At 71.0% G+C, this 24,441-nt stretch carries 25 protein-coding genes and 1 pseudogene; 13 read left to right on the top strand and 13 right to left on the bottom strand.

Annotated elements, in window-relative coordinates; all coding sequences use genetic code 11:
* Nucleotides 1-120 precede the first annotated feature (120 nt).
* The gene (locus tag G555_RS21135) at nt 121-1,059 is read left to right on the top strand and encodes a hypothetical protein (protein WP_028708159.1); all 939 of its coding nucleotides are present in this window, start codon (nt 121-123) and stop codon (nt 1,057-1,059) included.
* 37 nt (nt 1,060-1,096) lie between these two features.
* Here G555_RS21135 and G555_RS0105880 read toward each other — a convergent pair whose 3' ends face one another.
* From G555_RS0105880 to G555_RS18225, 6 genes are read right to left on the bottom strand one after another with little or no spacing between them, the layout of a single operon-like run.
* Nucleotides 1,097-1,741, bottom strand: a complete 645-nt coding sequence (locus G555_RS0105880; protein ID WP_028708158.1) for an MBL fold metallo-hydrolase — start codon at nt 1,739-1,741, stop codon at nt 1,097-1,099.
* 43 nt (nt 1,742-1,784) lie between these two features.
* On the bottom strand, nt 1,785-2,831 hold the full coding sequence (locus G555_RS0105875; RefSeq protein WP_036921478.1) for a threonine aldolase family protein: 1,047 nt from the start codon (nt 2,829-2,831) through the stop codon (nt 1,785-1,787).
* The gene (locus tag G555_RS0105870; protein WP_028708156.1) at nt 2,831-4,225 is read right to left on the bottom strand and encodes a class II 3-deoxy-7-phosphoheptulonate synthase; all 1,395 of its coding nucleotides are present in this window, start codon (nt 4,223-4,225) and stop codon (nt 2,831-2,833) included. Before G555_RS0105870 ends, G555_RS0105875 begins: the two co-directional genes overlap by 1 nt.
* Nucleotides 4,226-4,254: 29 nt before the next feature.
* Nucleotides 4,255-4,929 carry a response regulator gene (locus G555_RS22230; protein WP_028708155.1) on the bottom strand — a complete coding sequence of 225 codons (675 nt, stop codon included), beginning with the start codon at nt 4,927-4,929 and terminating at the stop codon, nt 4,255-4,257.
* Nucleotides 4,926-6,065, bottom strand: a complete 1,140-nt coding sequence (locus G555_RS21130) for an ATP-binding protein (protein ID WP_051208488.1) — start codon at nt 6,063-6,065, stop codon at nt 4,926-4,928. The genes G555_RS22230 and G555_RS21130 overlap by 4 nt, the downstream gene beginning before the upstream one ends.
* 58 nt (nt 6,066-6,123) lie before the next feature.
* Nucleotides 6,124-6,921: a lysophospholipid acyltransferase family protein gene (locus G555_RS18225; protein ID WP_051208487.1), complete on the bottom strand. Its 798-nt coding sequence runs from the start codon at nt 6,919-6,921 to the stop codon at nt 6,124-6,126.
* A gap of 208 nt (nt 6,922-7,129) precedes the next feature.
* On the opposite strand from G555_RS18225, the pseudogene G555_RS0105850 reads away from it, so the two are divergent.
* Nucleotides 7,130-7,729 (top strand): annotated as a pseudogene (locus G555_RS0105850) (alpha/beta hydrolase); the annotation flags it as partial.
* Here G555_RS0105850 and G555_RS23285 read toward each other — a convergent pair.
* From G555_RS23285 to G555_RS18210, 4 genes are all read right to left on the bottom strand, one after another.
* Nucleotides 7,694-8,926 (bottom strand): glycosyltransferase family 4 protein, encoded by a 1,233-nt coding sequence (locus tag G555_RS23285; protein ID WP_425413827.1) that lies wholly within the window; start codon nt 8,924-8,926, stop codon nt 7,694-7,696. The pseudogene G555_RS0105850 and the gene G555_RS23285 sit on opposite strands and share 36 nt — an antisense overlap.
* Nucleotides 8,923-10,092, bottom strand: a complete 1,170-nt coding sequence (locus G555_RS0105840; RefSeq protein WP_028708153.1) for a hypothetical protein — start codon at nt 10,090-10,092, stop codon at nt 8,923-8,925. Before G555_RS0105840 ends, G555_RS23285 begins: the two co-directional genes overlap by 4 nt.
* Nucleotides 10,059-11,171 (bottom strand): C40 family peptidase, encoded by a 1,113-nt coding sequence (locus G555_RS18215; protein ID WP_051208486.1) that lies wholly within the window; start codon nt 11,169-11,171, stop codon nt 10,059-10,061. Before G555_RS18215 ends, G555_RS0105840 begins: the two co-directional genes overlap by 34 nt.
* A 71-nt stretch (nt 11,172-11,242) precedes the next feature.
* Entirely contained in the window at nt 11,243-11,515 is a 273-nt protein-coding gene (locus G555_RS18210; protein WP_036921471.1) for a hypothetical protein, read from the bottom strand.
* Between the two features lie 108 nt (nt 11,516-11,623).
* On the opposite strand from G555_RS18210, the gene G555_RS18205 reads away from it, so the two are divergent.
* Together G555_RS18205 and G555_RS22225 are read left to right on the top strand one after the other, a co-directional pair.
* Nucleotides 11,624-13,381, top strand: a complete 1,758-nt coding sequence (locus G555_RS18205; protein ID WP_051208485.1) for a DEDD exonuclease domain-containing protein — start codon at nt 11,624-11,626, stop codon at nt 13,379-13,381.
* Between the two features lie 90 nt (nt 13,382-13,471).
* Nucleotides 13,472-13,645 carry a hypothetical protein gene (locus G555_RS22225; protein ID WP_156887457.1) on the top strand — a complete coding sequence of 58 codons (174 nt, stop codon included), beginning with the start codon at nt 13,472-13,474 and terminating at the stop codon, nt 13,643-13,645.
* A gap of 51 nt (nt 13,646-13,696) precedes the next feature.
* Here G555_RS22225 and G555_RS0105815 read toward each other — a convergent pair whose 3' ends face one another.
* Complete coding sequence (locus G555_RS0105815) at nt 13,697-14,206, bottom strand: peptidylprolyl isomerase (protein ID WP_084634819.1); 510 nt, start codon at nt 14,204-14,206, stop codon at nt 13,697-13,699.
* A gap of 172 nt (nt 14,207-14,378) precedes the next feature.
* Between G555_RS0105815 and G555_RS0105810 the strand changes: the two genes are divergently transcribed.
* The 4 genes from G555_RS0105810 (at nt 14,379) to G555_RS21125 (ending at nt 16,849) form a co-directional block, all read left to right on the top strand.
* Nucleotides 14,379-15,290 (top strand): hypothetical protein, encoded by a 912-nt coding sequence (locus G555_RS0105810; protein ID WP_028708151.1) that lies wholly within the window; start codon nt 14,379-14,381, stop codon nt 15,288-15,290.
* Nucleotides 15,265-15,474, top strand: a complete 210-nt coding sequence (locus tag G555_RS23455; protein ID WP_483823586.1) for a sunset domain-containing protein — start codon at nt 15,265-15,267, stop codon at nt 15,472-15,474. Before G555_RS0105810 ends, G555_RS23455 begins: the two co-directional genes overlap by 26 nt.
* A gap of 186 nt (nt 15,475-15,660) precedes the next feature.
* Nucleotides 15,661-16,161: a hypothetical protein gene (locus G555_RS0105800; RefSeq protein ID WP_156887455.1), complete on the top strand. Its 501-nt coding sequence runs from the start codon at nt 15,661-15,663 to the stop codon at nt 16,159-16,161.
* A 46-nt stretch (nt 16,162-16,207) separates the two neighbouring features.
* On the top strand, nt 16,208-16,849 hold the full coding sequence (locus tag G555_RS21125) for a prepilin peptidase (protein WP_211223185.1): 642 nt from the start codon (nt 16,208-16,210) through the stop codon (nt 16,847-16,849).
* Nucleotides 16,850-16,857: 8 nt separating this feature from the next.
* On the opposite strand, the gene trpD is transcribed toward G555_RS21125, so the two are convergent.
* Both trpD and G555_RS0105785 read right to left on the bottom strand, forming a co-directional pair.
* Nucleotides 16,858-17,913 carry an anthranilate phosphoribosyltransferase gene (trpD, locus tag G555_RS0105790; protein ID WP_028708149.1) on the bottom strand — a complete coding sequence of 352 codons (1,056 nt, stop codon included), beginning with the start codon at nt 17,911-17,913 and terminating at the stop codon, nt 16,858-16,860.
* Complete coding sequence (locus tag G555_RS0105785) at nt 17,910-18,329, bottom strand: hypothetical protein (protein WP_028708148.1); 420 nt, start codon at nt 18,327-18,329, stop codon at nt 17,910-17,912. The genes trpD and G555_RS0105785 overlap by 4 nt, the downstream gene beginning before the upstream one ends.
* A 277-nt stretch (nt 18,330-18,606) precedes the next feature.
* Here G555_RS0105785 and ctaE point away from each other — a divergent pair, with 277 nt between their 5' ends.
* The 5 genes from ctaE to G555_RS0105760 all read left to right on the top strand — a co-directional run bounded on the left by ctaE (nt 18,607) and on the right by G555_RS0105760 (nt 24,403).
* On the top strand, nt 18,607-19,317 hold the full coding sequence (gene ctaE / locus G555_RS0105780) for an aa3-type cytochrome oxidase subunit III (RefSeq protein WP_483823585.1): 711 nt from the start codon (nt 18,607-18,609) through the stop codon (nt 19,315-19,317).
* A 21-nt stretch (nt 19,318-19,338) separates the two neighbouring features.
* Nucleotides 19,339-20,136, top strand: coding sequence for a cytochrome bc1 complex diheme cytochrome c subunit (qcrC, locus tag G555_RS0105775; RefSeq protein WP_028708146.1), 798 nt, complete (start codon nt 19,339-19,341; stop codon nt 20,134-20,136).
* Nucleotides 20,133-21,206 carry a cytochrome bc1 complex Rieske iron-sulfur subunit gene (gene qcrA, locus G555_RS0105770; RefSeq protein ID WP_028708145.1) on the top strand — a complete coding sequence of 358 codons (1,074 nt, stop codon included), beginning with the start codon at nt 20,133-20,135 and terminating at the stop codon, nt 21,204-21,206. Before qcrC ends, qcrA begins: the two co-directional genes overlap by 4 nt.
* Nucleotides 21,206-22,936, top strand: a complete 1,731-nt coding sequence (gene qcrB, locus G555_RS18195) for a cytochrome bc1 complex cytochrome b subunit (RefSeq protein WP_051208483.1) — start codon at nt 21,206-21,208, stop codon at nt 22,934-22,936. The genes qcrA and qcrB overlap by 1 nt, the downstream gene beginning before the upstream one ends.
* A gap of 75 nt (nt 22,937-23,011) precedes the next feature.
* Nucleotides 23,012-24,403: a GuaB1 family IMP dehydrogenase-related protein gene (locus tag G555_RS0105760; RefSeq protein WP_245581240.1), complete on the top strand. Its 1,392-nt coding sequence runs from the start codon at nt 23,012-23,014 to the stop codon at nt 24,401-24,403.
* Nucleotides 24,404-24,441 lie beyond the last annotated feature (38 nt).

The following is a 24,441-nucleotide window of genomic DNA, read 5'->3' as shown; positions in this document are numbered from 1 at the left end:
TCCCATGGATGGCTGCGCCCGGGTGGGCCGCCCGATACTGTGAGGGCACGTCGCACCGGGTGAGCCACACCGCAGCGGCGGCACACGGCGTTCGCCGACTCCAGAGAAGGGACCACAGCGATGCCCGTCACGTTCCACAGCCCTCCCTCGTGGCCGGCGGCACCCGCCGGGTTCATCCCTCCTGCGGGCTGGCAGCCCGAGCCGTCCTGGGCGCAGGCTCCGTCCGGCTGGGTCTTCTACACCGACAACGGCGTGGCCGTCCCGCCTCCGGCGGGCGCGTGGCAGCCGCCGACCATCGTTCCGCCCGCCGCGAGCCCGCCGGCACCGACGCCGGCACCCGGCTCGTTCGCGTCGCCCACCCCGCACGGAGCCGCACCGCCCGTCGACAGCTCGCCCGCACCGTCCGCATCGCCTCCGCAGGGCTGGCCGCCCGCCCAGCCCGGGACCGCAGCGACCGCCTACGCCCCGGCGGGTGCCGGATTCGGCCAGCCCCTGCCGCCGCCCAAGAAGAGCAGACTCGGCCTGGTCATCGGCCTCGGCGCCGGTGTCCTCGTGCTCGTCGTCGCTGTCGCCGTCGTCGCCTTCGTGCTGCTGGCGAACTCCGCGCCGACGCTGACATCGGCGCAGTTCGACACCGTGTTCGACGAAGGGCGCGACGTGCTCGGCCGGTCGGTCGGGGCACGCTCGACCGGCACACCGACCGCGACGACCTCCACCGACGCCTGTCAGGTGGCCATCAACACCATCGTCCGCACGGGCGACGACTGGTTCTACGCGACGACGTCCGACGACGAACTGCTGTTCTCGGGCACCCGGTTCGCCGACCGCGCCGCGGCCGGGGTCCCGTACGAGGCCGCCGAGTCGGCGTGCACCAAGACAGGCGTCGGCACGGTCAACGGAGCGCGGTGGTTCTCGGTGAACATCGAGGACACCGACGCCGTCGTGCTGAACTACGGGAACGTCAGCATCCTGGGCGCTGCTCGCGAGAGCGACGAGGTGGACATGTCCGACCTGGCCGATGCGATCCAGGCGGAGATCTCCGCCGCCGCCAAGCGTTGACGTCCGCGGGGCTCCGGGCCGGTGACGGGACGGCCCGTCAGAACGACGCCGGCCCGGCGTTCCGCAGATCCGCGTAGACCGTGGGGGTCATCTCGCCGAGACGCCCGAAGCTGAGCGCCCAGCCGCGCTCGTTGAGCAGTCCCTCATGGATGAGGAACCCCCGGGAGGCCCCCACCTCGCGGACGAAGTCGATCGTCTCCTTCATCGCCGCCCACGGGCCGTACGCGGGCGTGGCGAGGATGTCCACGCCGTCGGGAACCGTCGCAAGGCTGTCCCCGGGGTGGAAGAGGGCGGGACCGTCGGTCTCCCGGACGACGAAGCCCACGTTCCCGATGCGCGAAAGGTCGCGGTGGATGACCGCGTGCAGACCGCCGACCGTGTCCACGGTCAGACCGCCGACCGTCAGCGTCCGCCCGGCCGGCACGGGCTCGGCTTCGCCGCCGGCGTCGGCCACGATCCGGACGACGCTCGGCTCGACGAGGACGCGCGCCTGCGGATTGGCGGCCAGCAGCGCCGGGAGGCGGGCCGGGTCGACGTGATCGGGATGCTGATGCGTGATCAGGACGGCCGCCAGGTCGGTGAGGCCGTGCCAGCCGTCGGACATGTTGCCCGGATCGATGAGCACACGGGTGTCCGGCGTCTCGACGAGAACGGCGGAGTGGCCGAGGTGCGTGATGTCCATGAGCTCACCCTAGTTGCAGCCGGCCACCGGCCGGATGTCCGGGTCAGCGGGACGGCCGGCCGGCGAGGATCGCCCCCACGATCTCGCCCGCCCGGCGGCACTCGTCGGCGGTGACGCCGAGATGTGTCACGGCCCGGACGCTGCGGGCGCCGACACCGGAGATCGCCACGCCCCGGGAGGCGGCCTCGGCGACGACCTGGCCCGCGGGCCGGTCGCCGGTCGCGACCACGACGATGTTCGTGGCCACCCCCGCCACGTCGACCGCCGCCGGATTCGCCGCCGCGACGGCCTCCGCGAAGGCCCGCGCGTTGTCATGGTCGACCGCGAGGCGGTCCCGGTGGTGATGCAGCGCGTGGCGCGCCGCGGCCGCGAGCACCCCGGCCTGCCGCCAGCCGCCGCCGAGCCGTTTGCGCTGCACGCGGGCCCGGGCGATGTTCTCCGCGCTCGACAGGAGCATCGACCCGACCGGAGCGCCGAGCCCCTTGGAGAAGCACACGCTGACGGTGTCGCAGACCTCCGCGTAGGCCCGCTCGGGGACGCCGGTCGCGACCGAGGCGTTCCACAGCCGCGCTCCGTCCATGTGCAGCCCGAGCCCGACGTCCCGGCAGAAGCCGGCCAGTTCGCGCACCGCCTCGATCGACTGGACGGTGCCGCCGGCGAAGTTGTGCGTGTTCTCGATCGCCACCGCAGCCGTCGAGACCAGGAACGGCCCGGCATCGGGCGCGGCCAGGGCCGCGATCGCAGCGAGGTCGATCTGCCCGCGCGGGCCGGACCAGGTCCGCATCGTCACCCCGTGCACCGCTCCGTGCGCCCCCATCTCGGCGCGCGCGATGTGGGCCAGCGACTCGCACAGCACCTCCTCGCCGGGCCGGACCAGCAGCCACACCCCGAGCAGGTTGGTCAGCGACCCCGTCGGGCAGAACAGACCGGCCTCGTGGCCGAGCAGTTCCGCCACCTCCGACTCGAAGGCGTTCAGGGTCGGGTCCTCGCCGTAGACGTCGTCGCCGACGTCGGCCGCGGCCATCGCCGCGCGCATCTCGGCCGTGGGGAGAGTGATGGTGTCGCTGCGCAGGTCGACGACGGCGCCCATCAGAAGTCCACCGGCTGGAAGTCCTGCACGGGATTGCTGCCGCGGGCCCGTCGTTGTGCGGCGAGCCGTTCGGCGATCTCGAAGGCGAGTTCGAGGGACTGGTTCCGATTCAGCCGCGGGTCGCAGGCCGACTCGTAACGGTTGGACAGGTCCTCCTCGGCGAGTTCCTCGATGCCGCCGACGCATTCGGTCACGTCGTCGCCGGTGAGCTCCATGTGGATGCCGCCCGGCCAGGTCCCGAGCGCCTCGTGGACGGCGAAGAACCCGTCCACCTCCTCCAGCACCTGGCTGAACGCCCGGGTCTTGTACCCGTTGGCGCTCTCGAAGGTGTTGCCGTGCATCGGATCGCAGACCCAGGCGACCTTGCGGCCCGTGCGTTCGACCGCCGCGACGATGGGCGGCAACGCCTCCCGGATCCGGTCGGCGCCCATCCGGCTGATGAACGTCAGCCGGCCCGGCTCCCTGCCCGGATCGAGCCTGTCGGCCAGGGCGACGATGTCGTCGGGCCTCGCGGCCGGGCCGACCTTCACTCCGACCGGGTTGCGGGCGGCGGCCAGCAGTTCGACGTGAGCGCCGCCCAGAAGACGGGTGCGCTCGCCGATCCACAGCAGATGCCCCGAGGTCACGTAGGGCAGCCGGCTGCGGGAGTCGATGCGGGTCAGCGCGTGCTCGTACTCGAGGATCAAGGCCTCGTGGCTGGAGTAGAAGTCGACCGTGCGGAACGACTCGTCGTCGACGCCGCACGCGACCATGAACGCGAGCGCGTTGTCGATCTCGGCGGTGAGCGCCTCGTACTTGTCGCCGACCTTCGAGTTGTTGCGCACGAAGTCGGAGTTCCACATGTGGATGCTCCGGATATCGGCGAAACCACCCTTCGTGAAGGCGCGCACCAGGTTCAAGGTCGCGGCGGAGTGGTTGTACACCTCGACGAGTCGATGCGGGTCGTGCCGCCGGGCCGCCGCATCGAAACGCAGGCTGTTGACCGCGTCGCCCCGGTACGCCGGCAGGGTCACGTCCCCTCGCGTCTCGTTCGGGTTGCTGCGCGGCTTCGCGTACTGGCCGGCGAGCCGCCCGACCTTGACGACGGGGACCTGCGCCGAGTAGGTCAGGACGACGGCCATCGACAACAGCACCCGCAGCTTGTTGCGGATGCCGTTGGCGGTCACCGAGTCGAACGTCTCTGCACAGTCGCCGCCCTGGAGCAGGAAAGCCCGACCGTCGGCCACGTTCGCGATCTTCGCGCGCAACTCGTCGCACTCTCCGGCGAAGACGAGGGGCGGCCGTTGCCGCAGTTCGGCGGTCACCCGGGCGACCTCGGCCTCGTCGGCGTACTCGGGTTGCTGCGTGGGTTTCAATGCATGCAGATCGGCCAAGGTCGGGATCAGGTCGGACACCCGGCAAGGATAGTCCCCATCCGAGGACCTCACCCGCCCGTTCCCGGCTCATGGAAGCCCTGCTCGATGGCGTACAGCGTGAGCTCGACGCGGTTGTGCAGCCGGAGCTTGCGGAGGACGCTCTGGACGTGGTTCTGCACCGTCCGGTGGGACACCACGAGCTCGCCCGCGATGTCGCGGTAGGCCATGCCCTTGGCCACCCTCCGCAGCACCTCGGTCTCGCGCGCCGTGAGGGTCGGCCCCTCCTCGCTGCGAAGGGCGGCGACGCTCGCCATCCTCCGGAACTCGCCCAGCACGAGCCCGGCCAGCCCGGGCGTGAACACGGCGTCCCCGGCGGCGGTCCTGCGCACACCGTCCAGCAGTTCGGCCGGACTGGCCGACTTCACGATGTAGCCGAGCGCACCGGCCTTGATCGCCCGGAGGACGTCCTCGCGCTCGGCCGACGCACTCAGCACGAGGACCCGCATCCGGGGGATCTCCTCCAGGAGGGTCTCGATGCACGTCGCCCCGTCCGGTGCGGGGATCTGCAGGTCGATCACCAGGACATCCGGCCGGGTTGCACGGGCACGCTGCAGTGTCTCGCGGCCGGTCCCGGCCGTGGCCACGATCTCGAAGCCGTCGGCCTCCAGATCGGCGCACAGTGCGTCGATCCACATCGGGTGGTCGTCGACGACCATCACCCGTCGCAGGATGTCGCCCGTCATCGTCCCCCCGGGATCCTGAGCTCCCACTCCACGCCCTTGCCGGGCGCTGCGCGGAAGCGGGCCGCCCCGCCGAGTGCGCCGATCCGCCCGACGATGGAGTGCCGCACCCCGAGTCGTCCCCGCTCGCCGGCCGCCACGATCGCGGCGGGATCCGCACCGACGCCGTCGTCCCTGATGCTGACGACGATCTCGCCGCCGACCTCTTCCAGCAGGATCCAGGTCCGCGCGTCGAGGCCACCGTGGCGGGAGACGTTGGCGAGAGCCTCGGAGACCGCGGCGTCCACCTCGTCGACCGTGTCGGTGCCGATCATGACGGCATCCGCCATCGTCGACACGGTCACTTTCTCCCCCGCGTGCCGGTCGAGCACGGCGGCGAGGTCGCGCTCGCGTCCCCGATCCGCCCCTGCGAGGTCGCGATCCTGCAGCACGGCGCGCAGGGACCGTTCCTGTTCCCGGGCCTCGCGCGCGAGCGCCGCCCCGCGCGGGCCCAGCGAGGCCCCCTCCCGCGCCATGAGCGCCAACACCTGCAGGGGCCCGTCGTGGATGACACGAGCGAGTCGCGCCCGGTCGGCCACGACCAGCGCCGAGGCGGCGCCTCGATCCCCGTCGGCCGGCGCTCGGCGGGCGATGTCGACGAGATACCCGACACCCGCGGCCGCCAGGACGATGACCACGGGAAGCGTCCAGGCGCCGGCGTCCGGGTCGGGACGGGCGAGGAGCGCGGCGGTCCCCATGAAGATCCCGCTCACGAGCCCCACGCTGCGACCACCGCAGATCGCCACGGTCAGGGGCGCGGCCACAGCCCAGAGGATGGGCACCTCCGCGAAGGACGGGCAGCCCGCGATCTGGAATCGCCAGAGGATCACGATGGCGGCGGTCACGGTGTTGTCGACGAGCATGAGGGCCCGGGTGCAGCCGGAGCACGCGAGCCGCCAGCCGGTGAAGGCGGACCACCCGATGATCGCCCCGAGCCAGGACCACACCGGCACCGCCGCGTCGCCGGCCGCCACGGAGACCACGGCGAGGACGATCGCGTAGCCGACCAGCGTCGCGCGAAGCAGCACCTGGACGAGGAGAAACCGGTGCGTGAGCTCGGCGTCACGGTCGACCGGGGCGAGAGGTACGTCGGCGGTCATACTCCGAGAGTGCCTCCCCGCGGGAGGTCGGATGGCCGACAGAGACCAAAGGTCCCCCCTATGGGGACTTGTCGCCCGTTGCCCCCGCCGAGGCCGGAGGGTCGGGCGGCGCATCGACGATCGCCGGTGCGCTGCGTCCGTGGCCCGGCCGTGGCAGGACCCGCGCATCGGCCTCCGCGGGAGTGATTCTTCCGTGCTTGACGCCGGAGGCGTAGACGTCGACGTACTCCTGGCCGGTGAGCGACTGGATCGCGGCCATGATCTCGTCGGTCACGTAGCGGACGACCTCGCGATCCTCGGCCCGGCCGAGGTAGCGATCGAACCGCAGCGGCTCGCCGGCCCGCGCCTCGGGGCGCCAGTACCAGCGGATCCCGATGCGCGTCCGCCTGGCAGGCGTGTTGACCAGGCCGATCGGGACGACGGGAGCGCCCGTGGCCAGCGCGAGGCGCGCGACGCCGGTCTTCCCCTTGTACAGCCGGCCGTCGGGCGAGCGCGTGCCCTCGGGGAACATCGCGACGGCGCCCCCCTCGTGCAGCACGTCGATGGCGTGGCGGAGCGCCGCCAGGGTGTCCCGACCGCCGGTCCGGTCGAGCGGGACCATCTTGACCGACCGCAGGAACCACGCCACGAGCTTGGAGACCGGCCCCCGGTCGCCCGCGAACAGCTCGGCCTTCGCGAGGAAGGCGACGCGGCGATGGATGAGCGACGGCAGGATCACCGTCTCACCCGCTGCCAGGTGGTTCGCCGCGATGATGACGGGCCCGGTTCGCGGGATGTTCTGATGCCCGTACAGGCGCGCGCCGAAGAAGAGCCAGGCGAACGATCTGATGACGAAGACCTGGATGAACGTGTACATGCGAACCTCCCGCCAACAGGGTAGGAGAATCCCGCTCAACGTGGGAATCGTGCCGCAATCCCCGTCTCAGCGCCGGCGAGTGCGCCCTCGTCTAAATTACCCACGTGTCTACAAGAGGTCGGCGCAAGGCCCGGTTCGAATGCAGTATTCGAACCGGAGGGGATAGAATGGCCGCGTGTCCGTGTTAACCGCGCATCAGCCGCTGACTATGGGAACCGGGGAAGTCGGGGTCCTCCTCTGCCACGGTTTCACGGGGTCCCCGTACGCCCTCAAGCCCTGGGCGCACGATCTCGTCGACGCTGGTTACCGGGTTCGACTTCCCCGACTTCCCGGGCATGGAACCTCGTGGCGCGAACTGGCCCACACGTCGTGGATCGACTGGTACGAATGCGTCGAGCGCGAATACGACGCGCTGGCGGCGGAGTGTCGCAGCGTCGTCATCGGCGCCCTCTCGATGGGCGGCGCGCTGGCCCTGCGGCTGGCCGAGACGAAGCCCGACGTCGCCGGTCTGGCCCTCGTGAACCCGGCCGTCACCAGCGCCAACCGCCTCGTGCCGTTCGCGAAGTACATCCGCCGCTTCGTGCAGACGGTCTCGTCGATCGAATCGGACATCGCGAAGCCGGGTGTGAGCGAGAACGGCTACGACCGGACGCCTGTCGCCGGCGTCGCGACCATGCACGAGTTGTGGCGACTGGTGCGACGCGACCTCGGCAACGTCACCGCCCCTGTTCTGCTGTTCCGCTCGGAAGTCGACCATGTCGTCCCCGCGCGGTCATCGCGGATCGTCCTCGGCGGGGTCTCGTCGGCGATCGCCGTCGAACGGCGCCTCCCGAACAGCTATCACGTCGCGACGCTCGACTGGGACGCCCCGACGATCTTCGCGGAGACCCGCGACTTCGTCCGTGTCGTCACCGACCCCGATCAGACGCCGCAGCAGCGTGCGTGAGCGCTCCGCGCCGAACATCTGCTCAGCCCTGGCCCTCCCGGCCGATCCCCACGCGGCGGCGCGCGCCGGATCGGCGAGCAGTCCGCTGACCGCCGCCGCGACCTCGGCGACGCTCCCGGGATCGACCACGGTCCCGGTTCGTCCGGGCTCCACCGTCTCGGGGGCTCCCCCGGAATCGCCCACGACGACGGGCAGGCCCGTTGCGGCTGCCTCCGCGAAGCACACTCCGAAGCCCTCTGCGTAGAGTCCGCCGTACAGCGACCGGACGGGCAACGCGAACACTCCGGCGGCGGCGAGCAGCGGCGGAAGATCCCCGTGCGCGACGGGACCCGTGAACTCGACCTCGGCCGGGTACGGGAGCCCGGCCGCCCGACGACGCAGTGCCGCTTCCTCCGGGCCGCCGCCGACGAGGCGGAGCCGGTACCGGGGCCCGAGATCCCTCTGGACCCGGGCCCACGCCCGAAGGAGCGTGTCGAATCCCTTCTGCCGGACGAAGCGCCCGGCCGCGACGCAGGTGTGCGGCTCTCGCGGCGCGGCATCGGGACGGAAGGACGACAGATCCACCGGCGGAGGCATCCGGACGACATGTTCCCTCGCCGCGGGGCTGAGGGCCCGCGCGATGTGGGCCTCGGTGTGGGCCGAGATCGTCGTGAGGACGTCCACCGAGTCGCCGATGCGCCGCAGCAGCCGGGCTGTGACGGGTACGCGCGCCCACCACACCTCGTGACCGTGCGTGAGCGCGAGGAGCCGTCGCGCCCCGGCCCTGCGCAACGAGTCCGCGAGCAGGCCCAGCGGGGCAGCAGCGCCGAACACCACCACATCGCAGCGATGGCTCCGCAGCAGGTCCGCCGCCCGTCGTGCCACGGCCCGCGTCGGCAGCAGCGGGCCCCTGAGCCGCACCACCGGAAACGGCAGCGACGCGTCGTAGGCGTCGGCACCCTCCTGGTCCGACGTGAGGACGACGACATCGTCGCCCAGGAAGGCGCAGACGGCACGGCAGAAGGTCTCGATGCCGCCGATGCGCGGCCCGAAGTCGTTGGTGACGAGCAGGGTCGTCACAGGTCTGCCAGCCGTTCGCGATACCAGGCCGTGACGGTGGCCGCGGGGATCGGCCACGCCTCGCCGCCGCCTGCCGCGCGGCAGAACGTGGCGGCGGCCTCGTCCCCGGCCCGAGCGAAGAGGGCTGCGACGGCCTGCTCCGACAGCGCGTACACCGTGGCGAGGTCGGTGCCCGCGCCGGGCTCGAACTCCTCGTCGGCAGGCAGGTCCGGCGACGACGTGGCCGCTCGCGCGAACCGCCGGGCGAGGTCGGCGTTGCGAGATCTGTGCCCGGGGCTCGCGACCAGACCGACGCGTTCGGCCAGCCCCTCGCTCAGCCAGTGAGGCGCCCGTGTCAGGGTCCTTCTCGTCGCGACGTGGGTCGCCTCGTGCGCGAGCAGCACTCTGCGGTCGATCGCAGCGAGGTCGCGGCACAGCGGGTAGTTCACGTAGACGCGCATGGGGCCGGTGTCCGCCGGCTGCTCGGCCCACGACACCGCGGCCACGTCGCGATAGGCATCCTGGCCCACGCCCAGGGCGTCGGCGAAGGACGCGAGGCGGGCAGGAACGACGACGACCAGGCTCCGGTCCCAGCCGACGGCCAGGAGCTGCGGGCACTGCGCCGCCACATCGCCGACGGCGAGATCGGCCGCGTCGAGCCACTCGGCGACGGGTACGCCGTCGCCGGCCAGCAGGCAGGTCGCCTCTCTCGCGGTGACCGTGATCGCCTCGTCCACCCAGACCGGACGAGGTGTCGTGCGGACCGAGGCGAGCCGCAGCGCTCCGGCGCCGGAGTCGGTCACCACCACGCCCAGGTCGTGCTCGGCCGCGGCCGTGTCCCGCGGCGCGCGCCAGGTGACGCGCAGCCTCGCACCGGCGTCGTCGAATCCGCGCGCAGCGAAGCGGACCTCGCTGTAGGCCGGCAGGCCGGCGGCCCACCGTTCGGCGAGTGTGTCGTTGGAGAACCAGGCACGGAAGCCGGCCTCGTCTCCGGCCAGGAGATCGGCGGTCAGCCCGTCGGCGAGTGCGACCAACTGATCCTCACGGGACGAGGACGCACACCCCACGAGAGCCGGCGCGAGCACGAGACCCGCTCCGCCGAGTATCCCCCCGGTCAGGAAGGAACGGCGCGAGAGCGGGACGCCGGGCCGGATCAGGCGACGCGACGCGCGCCGGCGTAGGGCCACCAGGGCTCGTTGATGTTCGTGTACACGACGCCCACGCGGGAGTTCCGCGCGTCCACCATGATGCCGTTGCCCATGTAGATCCCGACATGGCTGATGCCGCTGTAGAAGAACACGAGATCGCCGGGCTGCAGGTCGGAGCGGGAGACGGCCTTGCCGACGCCGTACTGCGCCTGAGAGGTGCGCGGGAGGCTGATGCCGACCGAGGCGTACGCGGCCATCGTGAGACCCGAGCAATCGTATGCGCTCGGGCCCGTGGCGCCGTACGAGTAGGACTTGCCGACCTGGCTGATCGCGAAGGAGAGCGCCGCGCGAGCGCGGCTGCTCGCGGAACCGCTGACGGTGCTGGCCACCGAGGACGAACCGGACGAAGACGAAGACGAGGACGACGAAGACGACGAGGAGGACGACGTCGAGGTGCGCGTCGTGGAGCGGCTCACCTGGGAGGCGATCGCGGTGGCAGTGCGCGTGGTCTGCTGCTGCTCGGCGGCGAGTGCGGCCTGTTGCTCGGCCGTCAGGCGGCTCACCAGGGCCTTCGCCTCCGCGACCTTGTCGTCGGAGTTCTTCTGGAGCTCCTTCAGGCGGGCCTCGTCGCCGGCGATGGACGCTGTCTCGGACGCGACCGTCTTCTTCAGCGACTCGAGGCTGCCGACCTCGTTCTGGTAGTCCTGCAGCGTCGAGTTCATGTTGGACTCGACCTGCTGCGTCGTCGAGAGCTGGCTCAGGAAGCTCTCAGCGTCGGGACTGGTGAGGATCCGGGTCGTGACGTTGATGCCACGGTTCTGGAACTGTGTGAGGGCGACCCGTGTGGCATCGGTCTTCATGCCGTCGACCAGCTTCTGCTGGCGAGCCAGGTCGGATGTGGTGGTCTTCAGCCGCTCGCGACTCGTCGTCAGCTTGGACTGGACCTCCGCGTACTCCGCGTCGATCGAGCTGTTCTGCTCTTCGAGCTTGGCCAACTGGGACTTCGCATCGGAGATCGGATCGGCAGCGGCCGGTTGGATCGCCGGAACGCTGCAGATGAGTGCGGCCGTGAGGGTGCCCACGGCACCGGCGACGAGACTCCGGCGCAACTTCACCACGTGACTCCTTCATGCATGCCCATCCGGACACTACCAGCGAACCCTTGGCGGACTGCCCGCCTGAGAAAAGCCTAAACGACTCTTTCAGAGTCCGCAAACATCTCGGTGGCCGACACGCGCCTCCCGGCGCCGGGAGGCTGCTCTCCGGCCCGCTGCGAGCCGGTCCCCGGCACCAGCCGCAGCGGCGGAAGCAGCCCCTCCTCGACGAGCGCGGCCAGGGCGACGATCTCGCCCTCGTCGAAGGCCGACTCGTCGACGGGCGTCATCAGGACGCTCATCATGCAGCCGTCGCAGGCCACGCCGCGCATCACGCAGGCACCGCAGTCCACACGCAGAAGTTCCATGCCGCAGAGTCAACACGACCCCACCGACAGTTCCCTGCGCCGTGCCCCCTGCTGCGTCCCGCCGCCCGGCACACCGTTTCGTCGGAGCCTCCCCCTAACGTCGTGGCCATGGCCGTATCCGCCCGCGGGATCTCCTCACGCCCGATCCCTCAGCAACCGACCTTCGACGACCTCGGGACGCCGCTGGCCGATGTCACCTTCTGCGTCGTCGATCTCGAGACCACCGGGGGCGGCGAGGCGGACGCGATCACCGAGATCGGCGCGGTGAAGGTGCGCGGCGGCGAGGTCCAGGGCGAGTTCCAGACCCTGGTCAACCCGCTGGTCGACATCCCGGCGCTCATCGCCGTCCTCACCGGCATCACCAACGACCTCGTCGCGTCCGCACCCCGCCTCGCCCAGGCTCTGCCGGCCTTCCTCGAGTTCGCGCGCGGCAGCGTCCTGGTCGCGCACAACGCCCGGTTCGACGTCGGCTTCCTGAAGCGGGCGTGCGCGGGTCTCGGGTACCCATGGGCGTTCGGCGCGGCCGTCGACACCGTCGCGCTCGCCCGGCAGGCGCTGCTGCGCGACGAGGTTCCGAATGTGAAGCTCGCCACGCTCGCCCGTCACTTCCGCGCGACCGCGACCCCCAACCATCGCGCGCTCGCCGATGCTCGCGCCACCGTCGACGTGTTCCACGGCCTGCTCGAGCGGACCGGCAATCTGGGCGTCGTCACCCTGGAGGATCTGAAGGAGTTCCTGCACCACGTCTCGCCGCAACGACGGGCCAAGCGCACATGGGCCGCCGGCCTGCCCACGGGACCCGGCGTGTACATGTTCTACGCCGACCTCCCGGGCAAGCCGCGGCAGATCCTCTACGTCGGCAAGAGCCGTTCTCTGCGAGCGCGCGTCCGTTCCTATTTCACGGCCGCCGAGACCCGGCCACGAATGGACGAGATGATCAGGATCGCGACCGGCGTCGAGGTCACCGAGTGCCCGACCCCGCTGGCCGCCGAGGTGCGAGAGCTTCGTCTCATCGCCGCCCACGCGCCGCGCTACAACCGCCGCTCGAAGCACCCGCAACGGCACGTGTGGCTGCGGCTCACCGACGAGCCCTTCCCGAGGCTGTCCATCGTCCGGCAGGTGAGCGGATCGCCCGACCGTCACTTCGGTCCGTTCGCCGGCCGGCGCACCGCCGAGGATGTGAAGCTCGCCCTCCAGGACGCGTTCCCGCTGCGTCAGTGCACCAAGCGCATCTCGGTGCGCTCCGGGGCCCAGGCCTGCGCGCTCGCCGAGATCGGCCGCTGCTCGGCGCCCTGCACCGGCGCGGTCGGCCGCGACGACTACGCCCGGATCGCCGCGGCCGTCCAGGACGCACTGCAGGTCTCGGTCCGGTCGGTGCTGACCGTCGCCGGCCGGCGGCTGGACCGGCTTGTCGGCGAGGAGCGGTTCGAGGAGGCCGCGGTGGTGCGCGACCGGATCGCCGCCTATTCCTCGGCCGCGATCCGGCACCACCGCGTCGCCAGTCTCGCGGCTCTTCCGCACCTCGTCGCCGCCTACCGGGTCGAGGAGGGATGGGAGATCCACGTGATCCGCCACGGCCGCCTTGCGGGCGCGGCGCTCGCGCGAGCCGGTGAGATCCCTCAGGCGGTCGCTCGCGCCATCGTGGCCACGGCCGAGACGGTGAGCGCGCCCGTCGCGCCGCAGCCCGCGGCCACCGTCGAGGAGACGCTGCGCATAGCCGACTGGCTCGAACGACCCGGCGTCCGCCTGATGGAGATCCAGGGCGATTGGTCCTGGCCGATCGGGATCGGGCTCTCCCTCGACCGTTGCCGCCCCCTGCCGACCGCGGCCGGAAGGGATGCGGTTGATCCACGCGAGCTCGGGTGACGTGGACGATCCTCGACCGCCGGGGTTCTGAGCGGGCTGCCCGAGTCCTCCGGAGACCATCGGTCCGGAGTCACTCGTTAGGATGCCGCCATGTCGTCGCTGCCGCCTGCGAGGAGGCCGCGCCGGGCCAGGTCGCGGTTGCCGCTGGCCCTCGCCCTCGCCGCCACGGTCGTCCTTCTCGTCGCGCTCGCGGTGCTGGTCTGGGTCGCGTGGCCGCAGAGTCTGCCCGCCGTTCCCGTCCCGTCACCGCTGCCGGCCTCCTGAGCCTCCGGCGAGGCCCGGCGCCTCCGGCCGGGCCTGTGCCGGGGCGGGTGGTCAGGCGACCGTGACCGAGGTGATGACGATCGGCTCGAGAGGCCGATCCGTCCGGTCGGTGGGGGTCGTGGCGATGGTGTCGATGACCGCGCGGCTGGCGGGGTCGGTCACCTCGCCGAAGATCGTGTGCCGGCGGTTGAGATGGGGCGTCGGCGTGACCGTGATGAAGAACTGGGAGCCGTTCGTGCCGGGCCCGGCGTTCGCCATCCCCAGCAGGTACGGGCGGTCGTACGACAGTTCCGGATGGAACTCGTCGCCGAACTGGTAGCCCGGGCCGCCCCGGCCGGTGCCGAGCGGGTCGCCGCCCTGGATCATGAAGCCGTCGATCACGCGGTGGAAGATGAGGCCGTCGTAGAAGTTCCCGGTCGTGGGCTCGCCCGTGCCGGGATCGGTGTACTCCTTCGTCCCCGTCGCCAGGCCCACGAAGTTGGCCACGGTCTTGGGCGCCTGGTCGGCGAACATCTCGATCACGATGTCGCCGAGATTGGTGTGCAGAGTAGCGGTCGTCACAGTCGTCCTTCCGATGTGTGGTCATCCCATCCTGTCAGACGTTGCCCTCCGGCCCATGCCCGAGGCCCTCCCTGACGCTCCCCCGGACGTCGGCCGGACGGCCCGGATGCCTGTCGAAATGGCAGAGCGGGCGGGTACGGTAGATGTCACGATCCGAGCGGGAGGACACGAGTTGAAGCGCAAGGAACTGCAGGACGCTGTGGAAGAGAAGGCGCAGCAGGCGGCCGAACTCGGTGCGCAGGCCTGCACCGCCGCCAAGGCCAAGATCGGGCCGTACGTCGAGCAGGCCGGCGAGCGGCTCGGCCCCTACGTCGAGCAGGCCGGCGAGAGGATCGGCCCCTACGTCGAGCAGGCGAGCGAGAAGATCGCGCCGTACGTGGACAAGGTCGCCCCGATCGCTCAGGACGCCGTGGCCAAGAGCGCGGCCGCGACCGTCCAGGCTCTCGAGGCCCTCCAGCCGCACATCGAGGACGCCCTCGCCAAGATCGCGCCCGCCGTCGAGGATGCGCGGGGGAAGGTGACGACCGAGTTCATGCCGAAGGTCACCGAGGTGCTCCACGAGGTCGCCGACCGATCCCTGGTGAAGGATGCCGCAGACGACGTCGCCGAGGCGGTCGCCTCGGTCACCGGCTCCGAGGTCGACGTGGCGCAGAAGAAGGGCGGCGTGGGCAAGAAGATCCTGCTCGTCGGCGCCATCGCCGCGAGTCTCGCCGGAGCGGTCGCTCTCATCAAGAAACTGACCGAGTCCAAGAGCGGATGGCAGCCGCATTCGGCGTCCTCGTACACACCCCCGACCTTCAGCGCGACCCAGGCCGACTCCGACATGACGGCCGAGGGCGCCCCTCCGGTCGACGAATCCCCCGCCGAGCAGGCCGACCCGGCCGAGGCGCAGGCGGCCGAGGCCGACGTCGAACAGGTCGCCGAGACGGGTGCCGATCCCGAGGCGGCCGCCGAGCCCGACGAGGTCGAGGCGCCCGACGACGAGGCCGAGGCGGCCGAAGCGGAGACCGACGACGCCGAGGACGCGCCCCGGCCGGTGACCGAGGACGACGAGGCAGGTGGTGAGGAGCCGTTTCGCTCCTGACCGGTTCGGGCCGGACTCCTTCACGGGTCCGACACCCCCACCGGAATACGCCATCAAGGCCAACGTCCGCTCGATGAAGTTCCACCTGCCCGGGTCCTCCAGCTACGACCGGACCCGGACACAGGTGTGGTTCCGCACCGCGGAGGCAGCGCTCGCCGCCGGATTCACGCAAGCCATGCGCTGAGCCTCGCCTCCGGCGAGGGATCGCCCACGACGCGGCCGGGAAACGCCGACATCCCGGCCGCGTCGTCGCGTCCGGGATGTCGGTCGACAGATCGCCCGTCCACGCCGATCGGTGCGGCACCGCGAACCGGGCACACGAATTTCCGGATCCGCCTCACAAAGCCCTGTGGACAACGGCTCTTCGGGTATGAGTGCCGTGATCTCCGCGCAGAAAACCCCGAAGCGCCCCCAAAGCCCGCTGAACTGGGTGAACGCCGCCCCGTTCCGCGCCCACCTGCACCACCTCCTGGCCGCGAGCGGACTGCCGTGGCGGGTCATCGCCGCCGAGGCCCGGGTGCCGGAGCGAACCGTTGACGTGCTCCTGCACGGCCGCGGGGGCCGGCCCCTGCGCCGGCTTCCGCCCGACATCGCCCGACGCCTGCTCGCGATGCGGGAGGACCTCCTCGCCGATCTGGCGAGGAGGCCGGTGCCCGCGGCGCAGGCACGGGAGGCCGTGGAATCGTGGTGCCGCTCGGGCGGCTCCGTCGCCGCGATCTCCCGGCGCTGTCCGGTCGAGGCGGGCGACATCGAATCCCTGCTCGATCCGGAGACCCGCTACACGACGCGGCGGATCGAGCTGCTGATCGTGACCGCGGCCGTCGAAGCCGGAGTGGACATCGGGCCCGACGCGGAGGAACCCGTGTGGTGACCATACTGTGCCCATGATGGCGTCGCTGTTGGCAGGATGTGCCGCCGTGGCGGCAGGGACCGCGGCGGCGCTCGGGCCCCTGCTCCGATCGCTGCCCGAGCCCCGCGACGCACCGGGCAAGACCCCCTATGCCGCGCTCGTGACGCCCGCGACGAGGCTCGTCGTCGGTGTGACGGTGTTCGCCGCCCTGGCGGTGAGCGTCATCGCACTGCCGTGGCCGCAGGTGCTTGCGCTGCTTCCGCTCGGAACGGGCGGCGTCCTGGCGGCCGTCATCGACGCACGGACGACCTATCTCCCCCGATCGCTCGTGTGGGGCGCGACGGCCGGGCTCGCCCTCTGCGTCGGCGTCGTCGCCGCCCTCACCGGTGACTGGCAGGTGCCGGTCCTCGCCGCGGGCGGGTCGCTCCTGGTCGGGGGCCTGTTCTGGCTTCTGTGGCGGACCACCGGCGGGTTCGGATTCGGCGACGTCCGGCTGGCTCTGCTCGCCGGCGGAACGGCCGGGACCCTCGGAGTGTCCGCCGCGCTGTGGGCCGCGCTCCTGGGTGCCCTGGTCGGCGCGGCCTGGGGGCTCGCGTGTCAGGTGTCCGACCGCGGGGCCGGGCGTCCGCCCGGTCCCTTCCCCTACGGGCCGTCGCTCGTGGCCGGGCCCTACCTGTGGCTCGTGTGGACGATGCTCCCGGGCTGGTGACCGGGCGGTCAGACCTGTCGGAACCGCCGGGTCGTCTCGACCCACCGGTCGAGCACCCCGGTGGCGCGCCCCGAGTCGAGCGCCTCCGTCGCCTGCGCGACGTAGGGCGCGAGCTGCGTGACGACGTCGCCGTCGGGGTCCGGGCCGTGATAGGCCAGCAGCGCGGCTGCGGCGTTGAGCACGACGATGTCGCGCACCGGCCCGACGGCACCGGCGAACGTGTCGCGGACGATCGCGGCGTTCTGCGCCGGGCCGCCGCCGACCAGCGCGCGCACCTCGCCCCTCGGGATACCGAGATCGGCGGGGTCGAGCTCTCCGGTGACCGCGCGACCCTCCGACAGGATCCAGACGTCGGACGTCGTCGTGGTCGTCAGCTCGTCCAGCCCGTCCGATCCGTGGAACACGAGACCGCGGCTGCCACGACCGGCCAGCACGCCGGCCATCAGACCCGCCATCCGCGCATCCGCCACGCCGATCGCCTGCGCCGCAGGACGGGCAGGGTTCGCGAGCGGGCCGAGGAAGTTGAACGTCGTGGGGATGCCGAGCTCCCGCCGCGGCCCGGCCGAGTGCCGCAGGCTCGGGTGATACAGCGGGGCGAACAGGAAGACGATCCCCACGTCGGCGAGCACCTCCGCCTGCGCGGCCGCAGGCACGTCGAGCGCGACGCCGAGCTCCTCCAGGCAGTCGGCGGTGCCGCACGCCGAACTCGCCGCCCGGTTCCCGTGCTTGACGACCCGTGCACCGGCCGCAGCCGCCACGATCGCCGCCATCGTGGAGACGTTCACCGTGTTGGCCCGGTCGCCCCCCGACCCGACGACGTCCACCGCATCCTCGTCGAGGCTGATCGGCGTCGCACGGGCGAGCATCGTGTCGGCCAGCGCCGAGATCTCCTCCACCGCCTCGCCCTTGGCGCGCAACGCCACGGCGAAACCGGCGATCTGAACCGGCGTCGCGTTCCCCGCGAGGATCTCCCCCATCGCCCACGACACGGCCGACGGCGCCAGGGACTCCCCCCTCAGAAGCTGGGCGAGGACATCGGGCCAGGTGAACTCCGCCGCACTCACCGGGCGGGCTCCGCGAGCCGTGCCCGCAGCAGTTCGGCGACCTGAGCGGGCAGGCGGACCGGATCGATCGGATGCGTCGCGATCGCCTCCGCCTTCGACCACGTGGCCAGCCAGGCGTCCGCCACACGCGCGACCAGCACCAGGACCGGCGGGCAGTCGGCGTACTCGTCCTTCATCCGGTAGGCGATCCCCATGCCTCCCGACGGCACCGCTTCCCCGTCGAGGATGACGAGGTCATAAGGCCCCTCGTCGAGCGCCGTGATGACGGCCGGCTCGGTGGCGACATCGAAGATGTCCAGGGGTGGCAGGTCGGCGGCGACCCGCGTCCCGAGAGCGAGCCGGACGTCACGGCGCACGGTGCGGTCGTCGGAGTACAGCAGTACCTTGAGCTGCCGGTCGGACTGCGCATCGGTCATGGGACTTCCTGTCTGCTTCGCTACCGTGGACTCAAGCTGCATCCTAACTCGTGCGGCGCGTCCGGGCGGGCGGCCGCGAGCACCTCCTCCCGGGCGGCCGCGGACCGGCGGGGCCGCCCGGCGACCGGTCCAGGGCGGCGCGGGCGGCCCCGAGAACCGCCCCGTGTCGCATTGTTCCGGAGGGTCGGCGCTTGACGCCGCGGTCACCGCACCCAAAGATGGCCCCACACGGCTGTTCAGGATGGCTTCTTTTCCGGACTTACGGCAGGATAAGCGCGTGGCGAGTAGTATTGGCGAACCTTCCGCCCAGGCACTGCCCACGGGTGCGCTGCACCCGGTCGCGGCCTCGCGTCTGCGGCGCACCCCGGGTCACCCCGACAGGGTGGCCGTCGGCACGATCGTGTGGCTTGCATCCGAGTTGATGTTCTTCGCCGCGCTCTTCGCGGCGTACTTCACGTTGCGCAACGTCACCAACAGCTTCGCCCAGCAGGACAATCTGGAACAGAGCATGTGGGAATGGGGCGCGTCCCACTTCAACATGCCGGTGGCGATCGCGAACACGGCGATCCTGGTGCTCAGTTCCGTCACCTGCCAACTGGGCGTTCACGCGGCCGAGAACTCCCACGTGTCGCGCTCCGGCTCGCTGTTCAACGTCGCCGCCTGGGGAATGCGCGAGTGGTACACCTTGACCTTCGTCATGGGTGCGATCTTCATCGGCGGCCAGGCGTTCGAATACGCCTCCCTCATCGGTGAGGGGTTCACACCCGCGACCAACGCCTACACCTCGGCGTTCTTCCTTGCGACCGGATTCCACGGACTGCACGTCACCGGCGGTCTCGTCGCGTTCCTGCTCGTCCTCGGACGCACGTACCTCGCCCGTACGTTCACCCACGAACAGGCGGTCAACGCCGTCGCGACGAGCTACTACTGGCACTTCGTGGACCTCATCTGGATCGTCCTGTTCGGCGTCATCTACTTCGTCCGCTAGCCGCGCACCCGAGGAGGAACCATGAAGAACCGTCGGCCACGCCGGCGCAGCGCGTTGATCAGACCGCTGGCCATCGTCCTCGCGCTGTTCGTCCTCGGGCTGACCTATGCGGCGCTGCAGCCCGCGACGCAGAGCATGGCGGACGGCTCGAAGGATCAGATCGCGGCAGGCAAGGCGCTCTTCACCCAGAACTGCTCGTCGTGTCACGGGCTCAACGGGGAGGGCACCAGCCAGGCGCCGTCCCTGATCGGCGTCGGGTCGGCGGCGGTCGACTTCCAGGTCGGCACCGGACGGATGCCGATGGCCAACCAGGGCCAGCAGGCACCGCGGAAGGCGGGCACCTACACCAGCGACGAGACCGCTCAGCTCGCGGCGTACGTCGCGTCGCTGGGCACGGGGACGTCCACCCCCGACTCCGGTCAGTACAACCCCGCCGGCCTCACCGACGAGGAGATCGCGCGGGGAGGCGAGCTGTTCCGGTCCAACTGCTCGGCCTGCCACAACTTCGAAGGCGCGGGCGGCGCACTGCCGGAGGGGGTCTCGGCCCCGTCGTTGCAGGGCGTCGAGGCGATCCACATCTGGGAGGCCATGCGGACCGGTCCGGGCCAGATGCCGGTGTTCGGGCAGAACACCATCACCGACGAGGACGCCCGCGCGATCATCGGCTACCTGACATCGGTCGAGGCCGAGCCGAGCGGCGGCCTGAGCCTCGGCGGGATCGGCCCCGTCTCCGAAGGCTTCTGGGGGTTCATCATCGGCATCGGCGGGCTGAGCCTGTTCGCCGTGTGGATCGCTGCGAAGGGAGCCCGCGCGAAATGAGCCTGGACACGACGCGGCATGCACCCGACCCCGCTCCGCGCGAGGTCGCTCCGATCCCCGACCCCGGGGTCGAAGAGCATCTCCCCCGGTACACCGACACCGACGAGCGGGCCGGGCGGCGTGCCTACCGCCAGATCGTGGCGCTGTACGGCCTGTCCCCGTTGCTCGCGATCGCGGCCATCGTCGTCTACTTCGCGGTGCCCACGACGCTGTCCTTCGAGCTCGGCTCCGAGACGATCCGGGTCCACCACGCGCTGTTCGGACTGCTCGTCGGCCTCGCGATCCTGTGCATCGGCGTCGGGTCGGTCCACTGGGCGAAGACCGTCATGGCCGACACCGAGGTCGTCGAGGAACGACACGAGCTGGCCTCGTCGCCGCAGGACCGCGAGATCGTCGCCGAGCAGTTCGCCGCGGGCACCGAGGAATCGGGGATCGGACGCCGGAAGCTGCTGGGCGTCAGCCTCGCCGGTGCGCTGGGCACCGTCGCGCTGCCACCGTTGGTCATGCTCGCCGACATGGGACCATGGCCGATCGCCTCCACCCGGAAGGAGACGATCGAGAAGACGTTGTGGGCCGAAGGCGTGTACCTGGTGACCGATGTGACCTACCGGCGCATCCGCGCCTCGGAGGTCCCCCTCAACGAACTCGTCAACGCCCAGCCCGAGAACCTGCAGGACCTGCACGGCGCCGAGTTCCAGCAGGCCAAGGCGAAGGCGTCCATCATCATCGTGCGGATGGACCCGAACCGGATCCAGGTGCCCGAGTCGCGGCGTGACTGGAACGTGGGCGGGATCCAGTGCTACTCGAAGATCTGCACCCACGTCGGCTGCCCGGTGAACCTGTTCGAGCGGCAGACCGGGCACCTGCTGTGCCCGTGCCATCAGTCGACCTTCGACCTGGGCAACTCGGGCGTCGTCATCTTCGGACCGGCCGGACGGTCGCTGCCGCAACTGCCCATCACGACCGACCAGGACGGCTACCTCGTCGCGCGCAGCGACTTCACGGTGCCCGTGGGCCCCAGCTACTTCGAGCGCGACTCCACCGGTGACTACGAGGAGGGTGACCGCTGATGGCCAAGCCCGCTGCGACGTCCGCGGACGCACCAGTCCTCGACGACCTGCGCCCTCCGGCCCCCAGCCCCGGCCGAGGTGCCGCCAAGCCGCTCAGGTGGCTGGACGACCGACTCGGCCTCGCGCGCGTCGGGCGGGCAGGCCTGCGCAAGGTGTTCCCCGACCACTGGTCCTTCCTGCTCGGCGAGATCGCGCTCTACTCGTTCATCGTGCTGCTCCTCACCGGCGTCTTCCTGACGATCTGGTTCAAGCCGTCCATGGCGGAGGTGGAGTACCAGGGGTCCTACCAGCTTCTGCGGGGCATCCCCATGTCCGAGGCCTACATGTCCACGCTGGACATCTCGTTCGATGTCCGCGGCGGCCTGCTCGTGCGCCAGGTGCACCATTGGGCGGCGATCCTCTTCGTCGCCGCGGCCGCCGTGCACATGCTGCGGGTGTTCTTCACCGGCGCCTTCCGCAAGCCGCGCGAGATCAACTGGCTCATCGGCATCGGCCTCTTCTCGATGGCGACCGTCGAGGGCTTCGCGGGGTATTCCCTGCCCGACGACCTGCTGTCGGGAACCGGGCTGCGGTTCGTCGACGGACTCATCCGCTCCATCCCGTTGATCGGGACCTGGGCGGAGTTCTTCGTGTTCGGCGGCGAGTTCCCCGGAACCCTGGTCATCCCGCGGCTCTACATGGTTCACATCCTGCTCGTGCCCGGTCTCCTGCTCGGGCTGATCGCCGCGCACATCGGGCTGGTCACCTACCACAAGCACACCCAGTACCCCGGGCCCGGACGAACGAACGGCAACGTCGTCGGATACCCGCTGTTCCCCGTCTACATGGCGAAAGCCGGCGGATTCTTCTTCATCGTGTTCGGCGTCACCGTCCTCATGGGCGCCACGATGCAGATCAACCCCGTGTGGATGTACGGACCGTACAACCCGTCCCAGGTCACCGCCGGATCCCAGCCCGACTGGTACATGGGGTGGGTCGAGGGCGCCATCCGCATCATCCCGAACTGGGAGTGGCATGTGGGCGGCACGACGTGGTCGTGGCAGATCTTCCTGCCCGGCGTCGGCCTGATGGGCCTGTTGTTCACGGGGCTGGCCCTGTACCCGTTCGTCGAGGCGTGGATCACCGGGGACAGACGCGAGCACCACATCCTCGACCGGCCTCGCAACGCCCCCACCCGAACCGCCCTCGGTGTGGCGGGGATCACCTGCTACGGGCTGTTCTGGCTGGCCGGCGGCAACGACATCCTCGCCACCCACTTCCACCTGTCGCTGAACGCCATCACCGTGTTCATGCGGGTCGCGGTGTTCGTGGGCCCGGTCCTCGCCTTCCTGGCGACCCGGCGGATCTGCCTCAGCCTGCAACGTCGGGACGCCGAACGCGTCCTGCACGGCGCCGAGTCGGGCGTCATCGTGCGGGATCCGCAGGGCGGCTATTCGGAGGCTCACGAGCCGATCTCCCAGGAGGAGGGGTTCACGCTGACCCAGCATGATCAGCCTCTTCCGCTGGAGGAGAGCCCGGCCACCGACGAGCGCGGCGTACGTCGACGCGGCGCCGGCGTGACCGGCTTCCGCGCGCGGCTGAGCCGCTGGTTCCTCGGCACGAGGATCCCCAAACCGACCCGCGGAGAGATCGAGGCCGCCCACGAACACGCCGGTCAGATCGAGGCCGCACACGAGCCGGACGCCGCGGCGAGCGATCACCGCGACGACGCGGTTGATGCGCGCCCTTGAGCTCTTGAGATAATCGTCCCTGTGCGATTCCTCAATCAAGAGCCGGCCTTCGACCTGACCTACGACGACGTCTTCATGGCGCCCAACCGTTCGGCGGTCACGTCGCGCCTGGATGTCGACCTCACGTCCACCGACGGGGTCGCGACCCCGCTGCCGATCGTGGTCGCCAACATGACGGCGATCTCCGGACGCCGGATGGCCGAGACGATCGCCCGGCGCGGCGGGATCGCGATCGTTCCCCAGGACATCCCCGTCGACGTCGTCTCAGGCGTCATCGCGAAGGTGAAGAACGCCCACGTCGTGTTCGACACGCCCATCACCGTCTCGCCGACGACGACGGTCGGAGAGGCCCTGTCCCTCATCCACAAACGCGCCCACGGGGTCGTGGTCGTCGTGGACGACGACCGGCGTCCACTCGGTCTGTGCTCGGTGACCGACACGGCCGGCGTCGACCGGTTCGCACAGGTGCACGAGGTGATGACCACCGACGTGATGGTGCTGCCCGACACCGCCACCCCGCCCGAGATCTTCACCGATCTCACGGCTCGGCACCACAAGGTCGCGCTCATCACCTCCGGCGAACGGCTGCGCGGCATCATGACCCTCAAAGGCGCTCTCCGCGCGGCGCTGTACGACCCGGCCGTCGACGCGGCGGGGCAGCTGCGCATCGGCACGGCCATCGGCATCAGCGGCGACGTCACGCATCGCGTGGAGGCCATGCTGGACGCCGGTTCGGACGTCCTCGTCATGGACACCGCGCACGGGCACCAGGAACGGATGATCTCGGCGCTGGAGTCGGCACGCGCCGTCGTGGCGGCCCGGGGCGCCGAGGTGCCGATCGTCGCCGGCAACGTCGTCACCGCCGCCGGTGTGACCGACCTGATCGCGGCCGGCGCCGATGTCGTCAAGGTCGGCGTCGGGCCGGGGGCGATGTGCACGACGCGTATGCAGACCGGTGTCGGGCGTCCGCAGTTCAGCGCCGTCCTCGAGTGCGCGGCCGCTGCGCGGGCGGAGGGCAAATCGATCTGGGCGGACGGCGGCGTCCGCCACCCCCGGGACGTCGCCCTGGCTCTCGCGGCCGGCGCCGGTTCGGTGATGATCGGCTCGTGGTTCGCCGGCACGCACGAGTCGACCGGCGACCTCCTGTACGACCACGAAGGGCGCGCCTACAAGGAGTCGTTCGGCATGGCCTCGGCCCGGGCCGTGCGGATGCGCACCCGCGAGGCAAGCGCCTTCGAGCGGGCGCGCGCGGCGCTGTTCGAGGAGGGCATCTCGAGTTCTCGCATGTACCTGGATCCGCAGCGTCCGGGCGTCGAGGACCTCCTCGACTTCATCGTGTCGGGCGTCCGCTCCTCGTGCACGTATGCGGGCGCGCGGGACCTCGAGCAGTTCCACGACCGGGCGGTCGTGGGCATCCAGTCGCGCTCCGGGTTCGAGGAGGGACGACCGCTGCACGCGAGCTGGTGACTCTCGCGGCACGGAGCGTGCCGGGCGCGACGGGTGCC

The sequence above is a fragment of the Propionicicella superfundia DSM 22317 genome (genome assembly GCF_000423465.1).
Classification (GTDB): Bacteria; Actinomycetota; Actinomycetes; order Propionibacteriales; family Propionibacteriaceae; genus Propionicicella; species Propionicicella superfundia.
This window is presented reverse-complemented; position numbering and strand designations above follow the sequence as displayed.